Annotated in this window: 2 protein-coding genes; one reads left to right on the forward strand and one right to left on the reverse strand. The window is 38.9% G+C overall.

Annotated elements, in window-relative coordinates; translation table 11 throughout:
* Window positions 1-655: 655 nt before the first annotated feature.
* Window positions 656-2,004, reverse strand: a protein-coding gene (locus HMPREF2795_RS10495; protein ID WP_148131311.1) for an IS3 family transposase whose coding sequence is annotated in 2 segments (ribosomal slippage) — window positions 656-1,554 and window positions 1,554-2,004 — 1,350 coding nt in all. Because the reading frame shifts where the segments join, the coding sequence is not laid out codon by codon here.
* 188 nt (window positions 2,005-2,192) lie between these two features.
* On the opposite strand from HMPREF2795_RS10495, the gene HMPREF2795_RS10120 reads away from it, so the two are divergent.
* A partial coding sequence (locus HMPREF2795_RS10120; protein ID WP_261675934.1) for an Ig-like domain-containing protein occupies window positions 2,193-5,427 on the forward strand: 3,235 nt, incomplete at its 3' end.

The raw sequence follows: 5,427 nt of genomic DNA on the forward strand, positions 1-5,427 counted from the left end.
ACTGCGCAAGCATCGTAGAAGAAAACTTTGCGGATGCAGTTGCAGAAGGTTTTGAAGCAAAATAATTTTATATACTGGAGGTCGGGACAAAAGATTCCGACCTCATTTTTATTAGCAATCAAACTTTGACGCGGTAGATGATTGAACTTTTTGTTCGTCTTTTGGACTCTTCGAAAATCTCTTCAAACCACGTCAGCTCTATCTGCAACCTCAAAACAGTGTTTTGAGCAACCTGCGGCTAGCTTCCTAGTTTGCTCTTTGATTTTCATTGAGTATCGGACTCCAAAAATCTCCTAATCATCCTTGCGGGGCTGGTACTACGAAATCGAGATTTTGTCTATTGATTTCTGTCCCACCGCCTTTTTTATGGAGTGAATACTCTCTTATTTTAGAAAATAGAAACTAAAATGGTTTTAGGTTTAAAATAAACTATTTTTGTAAAAACATGTATACAACTACAAATAAAATAAAAATAAGTTTTAAAAAAACACATAAAGTATAAAATGCAATAAAAGTCACTATTTTCAAGTTTTTTCAGAAATATTTAAGCTTATTTTGACGTAAAAAATACTCTGATTTCATCGAAAAAATACTTGAATTTATAAGTTGAAAAGGGTACCAAACTGTACTGACCCCAAAAAGTTAGACAATTAATTTAAGCAAAGGATTTAATTCTGTATTGTACAGGACTAAGTCCTTTTAGTTTTACCTTAATTCGTTTGTTGTTGTAGTAATCAATATAGTCTACAATAGCTTGTTCCAAGTGCTCAAGTGACTGAAACGTATTCTCATAACCATAAAACATTTCAGACTTAAGAATGCCAAAGAAAGATTCCATCATACCGTTATCTGGGCTATTTCCCTTACGTGACATAGATGGTTGGATTCCCTTATTCTTTAAAAAATGATGATAGAAATCGTGTTGGTATTGCCATCCTTGATCACTATGGAGAATTGTATTTTCGTAATGATTCTCTGTAAATGCTTGTTCTAGCATAGCTTTCATTTGTACTAAGTTCGGCGAAGTAGAAAGATTGTAGGAGATAATTTCACTGTTAAAGCCATCTAAAACTGGTGATAAATAAAGCTTTTGGCTGCTTGCTGGAATGGCAAATTCTGTCACATCTGTGTAGCACTTTTGCATTGGTTTGGTTGCTTCAAATTGACGTTGAATAAGGTTATCTGCTTTCTTGCCAACCTCTCCTTGGTATGAAGAATACTTCCGTTTACGGCGAATTCGAGCCGTTAAACCAAGTACTTTCATAAGACGCTGCACCTTCTTATGGTTCACTACGAAGCCACGATTTCGTAATTCTAGAGTCATGCGACGATAGCCGTAATTTCCTTTATGCTCAGTATAAATTGACTGAATTTCAGCTTTAATATCATAATCTTTATCGCTTTGATCCAGCTGTTTTAAGTGGTAATAATAGGTTGAACGGGCAAGCTTAATAATCTTTAGAAGGATATCTAACGAAAACTCTGTTACCAGTCCTTGAACAATTTCCGTTTTTCTTCTTGCTCCTTTTCGTCCCTCAATCGGAGTTCTCTCAACTTTTTTAGAATGGCATTCTCCGCTCTCAAGTACTCATTTTCTGCTTGAAGACGTTCTAATTCTGTCATATCTTCAAATCTCTTCTTTGGCTTACGTCCCATTTTAGGTGGTCTCCCTCTTGTTTTCTCAACAATAGTATACCCGTTTTTCTTATATTGTGCCAGCCAATTCGAAAGTAATCCACTACTTGGAAGGGCATAATCCAGAGACACCCTAATTTGTGAACGCCCCTCAAGAAGAACTTTATCAATGATCTCTTGTTTTAGTTCAGGAGAATAGTAACAATTCTTTCCTTTTTTGACGATTTCTATTCCATAACGATCAATCAATTTAATCATGTACTGAAGATTAGAAATGTTTATCCCAAATTGATTTGAAAGTTGTCTAAAGCTCTCTCCTTTCTTTCTTAATTCATATATTTGAACTTTATCTTCATAAGTTAATTTCATAATAAAAACACCCCAAAAGTTAGATTTTTATGTCTAACTTTTGGGGTGCAGTTCAAAACATCTCTTTTTATATAAAATAACACTTTTTTGAAAAAGAAAACAAATAATTTGCATATTGAAAGCGAATGAGTTATAATGGTTTTGTATGTAAAATACACTATAGCAAAAATAAAAAAGGAGAATATGTGATGTATTTTAACCGTAAAAATGCGGAACAAAAGAACTGGCGAATGATCAAAAAAGGAAAACATTTCTTGTTTGGTTGTTCGCTTGTCTTTGCGATTGGAGCAACTTTAGCGACTCCAACGGTTCACGCTGACAGTGTAGAAGCTAAGGCAGAAGCTACAAATTCAGCAACACAAGCAGAAACTACTGCAGGGGCGCCAACTTATGCTGCACCGGCAGCAACTAGCCCAGTTGCGACTGAAACAGTAGAAGCAAATTCAGCAACAACTGTAGTTTCAGCTGACAAATCTCAACTAGAAACTGTTTTGGCACAAGCTAAAGCTAAAAACTTGGAAGGTCAAGAAGCTTCAGTTAAAGCTGAAGTAGCAGCTGCAATTGCAGAAGCAGAAGCATTAGTAGCTAACGGATCTGCAAGCCAAGAACAAGTCAACCAAAGTGTTGAACGTTTGACTCAAGCTCTAGCAAGCGTCAAAGAAGTGACTGAAGTAGCAGCTGAAACAACATCTGAAGCAACTACAGAATCTTCAGCAACTCCTAAAGTCAGAAACAAACGTGCGACTTCTGAAGGAACATCACGTTCAGTTGATGAAACAAGACTTGATCGTGTCACAGTAACGAAAGATAACTTTGATAGTTTCTTTAAAGAAGGTGGTACGGCAAATTATGATGAAACGTCTGGCACCATTAAATTGACAGATGACGTGTCAGGTCAAGTTGGTAGTGCTTACCTTCGTTTTAAAATTGATCCTAGGGAAGACTTTACCTTTACTGGTAAGGTAGATATTGGTGATAAATACGAAGGTCATACTGTAGGTAGTCGTCCAGGTGGTGATGGAGTCGGCTTCGTCTTCCATACAGGTAATGTAGATACTATTGGTCAATCCGGAGCGTCTATTGGTATGGGTACTATCAAAAATGCCTTTGGTTTCAAACTAGACTCATGGCACAACACTTCTAACCCAAATGCTAACCAAAATGCATCAGCCGATCCAAGATATGGTGGAAATGCATGGAGAAGTAATGCCTTCGGTTCATTCTACTCATCAAATAATGCTGGTAGGGTAACGACAAGTAGCTCAGCAGCAAAAGCTCTAAATCCAAAACCTAATGGCGAATGGGTAGACTTTAAAATTGAATATAAAGGTCAATCAAAAGAGTTTATTGTAACCTACGGTTCTGAAAAATGGTCAACTAATTTGAAGACTGCGAATGCTTCAATCATGGAACCAACTGCTAAGACTGCTCTTAACAACTCAAATGCAACTTATGCATTGTCATTCTTAGGAAGTACGGGTTCGGGTACCAACTTGCAACGTGTGCAAATTGAAAAATTTGAGTTTACTGCACCACAAATTGTACAAGTAACCTTCTATGATGAAGCGGGTCATGAGCTCGCAGCAAGTAGTGCGATTCCTGGAAATAGAGATGAAGTTATTCACTTGAACTCTGTTGAAGCAGTACAAAAAGCTATTTCGAAAATAAAAGCAAAAGGATATACACTTAAGGAAGTTAATTCTGATAGAGCAGAAACATATAACTCGGGAGCTAACACTGTAACACTTAGAAGTGGTGGACAGTTACTGAAGTATGTATTTAAAGTAAAAGATACAACACCACCAGCAGCCCCAACTGTAAACCCAGTTACAGCAGGCGCTACAGCCATTACAGGTACAGCCGAAGCAGGCTCAACAGTAGAAGTTACTCTTCCAGGTGGCACTAAAGCATCTGCTAAAGCCGATCAAGATGGAAACTTCAGTGTACCAGTAAGTGCCTTGAAAGAAGGCGATAAAGTATCTGTAACAGCAACAGACGATGCAGGTAACAAGTCCACACCGACATCAGCTACAGTGCCAGATACAACAGCACCAGCAGCCCCAACTGTAAATCCAGTTACCGCAGGCGCTACAGCAATCACAGGTACAGCTGAGCCAGGATCAACCGTAGAGGTTACTCTTCCAAATGGTTCCAAAGCATCCGCTAAAGCAGAACAAGATGGAAGCTACAGCGTTCCAGTCAGTGGCTTGGAAGAAGGAAAAACAGTATCAGTCACAGCAACAGACGCAGCCGGTAACAAGTCCACACCGACATCAGTTACGGTACCTGATACAACAGCACCAGCAGCACCAACTGTAAATCCAGTTAAGGCAGGCGCTACAGCCATCACAGGAACAGCTGAAGCAGGAGCAACCGTAGAAGTAACTCTTCCAGGTGGACAAAAAGTCTCTGCCAAAGCAGGTGACAATGGTGAGTTTTCAATCCCAGTTTCAGCTTTGAATGCTGATGATCAAATTAGTGTCACAGCTACAGATGCTGCAAATAATACATCAGCACCAACTAAAGTTATTGTAAAAGAAACAGTTCGTCCTGTTCTCAACATTCCTTACGATGATGCTGATGCTCAAGCTATCTACGTTTACTCAGGTGAAACAAACAATATCGAACTCAAAGTGACGGATAATTCAGGTAAGATTGTCAAAGCTTACTTGGCAATGCCAGCTGATAACCGCACTGGTCTTGGTCAAGAAGATAATACCTATCTGAATGGTAAGACTCGTTCAGGATTGTATTTGAATGCTGATAAGATTAAAACTGAAACAACCGCTACAGAAGCAAGTCCAGCTGTCATCCATGTGACAGGAGATATTCCTAAGAATACATACACTGACGGAACAGGACTTACTCGTTATCTATTTGCTGAAGATGCGGCAGGGAACACTTCATACGAGCACGTTGGTGCAAACATGGATAAAGGTGCTCTTGGACGTATTCGCTTCATTTGGAAACCACAGTCATTCAAGTATACTGCAGTAGCTCCATCAACACCTATTACATCAAACACTGTCCCAGAAGCAAGTGTCCTTGAAAAAGCTGTTAAAGATGCTAACCCAACTTTCAGCGACAAGATCGAAAGTGTTTCTGTAGATGGTACTAATGTTAAGGTGACTTATAAAGATGGAAGTACAGATCTTATTCCAACAAACTCAGTATTCACAATTGAACCAACTGCACCTACAGTAACACCAGTTAAAAATCCATCAAGCCTGGAACAACCAGAAAAAGATGCTGTTAAGAAAGCAGTAGAAACAGCGAACCCAAGTGCAACTAAGGTTGAAGTAGGTCAAGATGGTACCACAACATTAACCTACTCAAATGGTTCAACGGCTACCTTGAAACCAGCCCAAACTGTAAGTCAAGCAGATGTTACAGCTCCAGATGCACCAGTTGTGAACCCAGTTA

It is taken from the genome of Streptococcus sp. HMSC056C01 (genome assembly GCF_001811305.1).
In the GTDB taxonomy this organism is placed as follows: domain Bacteria; phylum Bacillota; class Bacilli; order Lactobacillales; family Streptococcaceae; genus Streptococcus.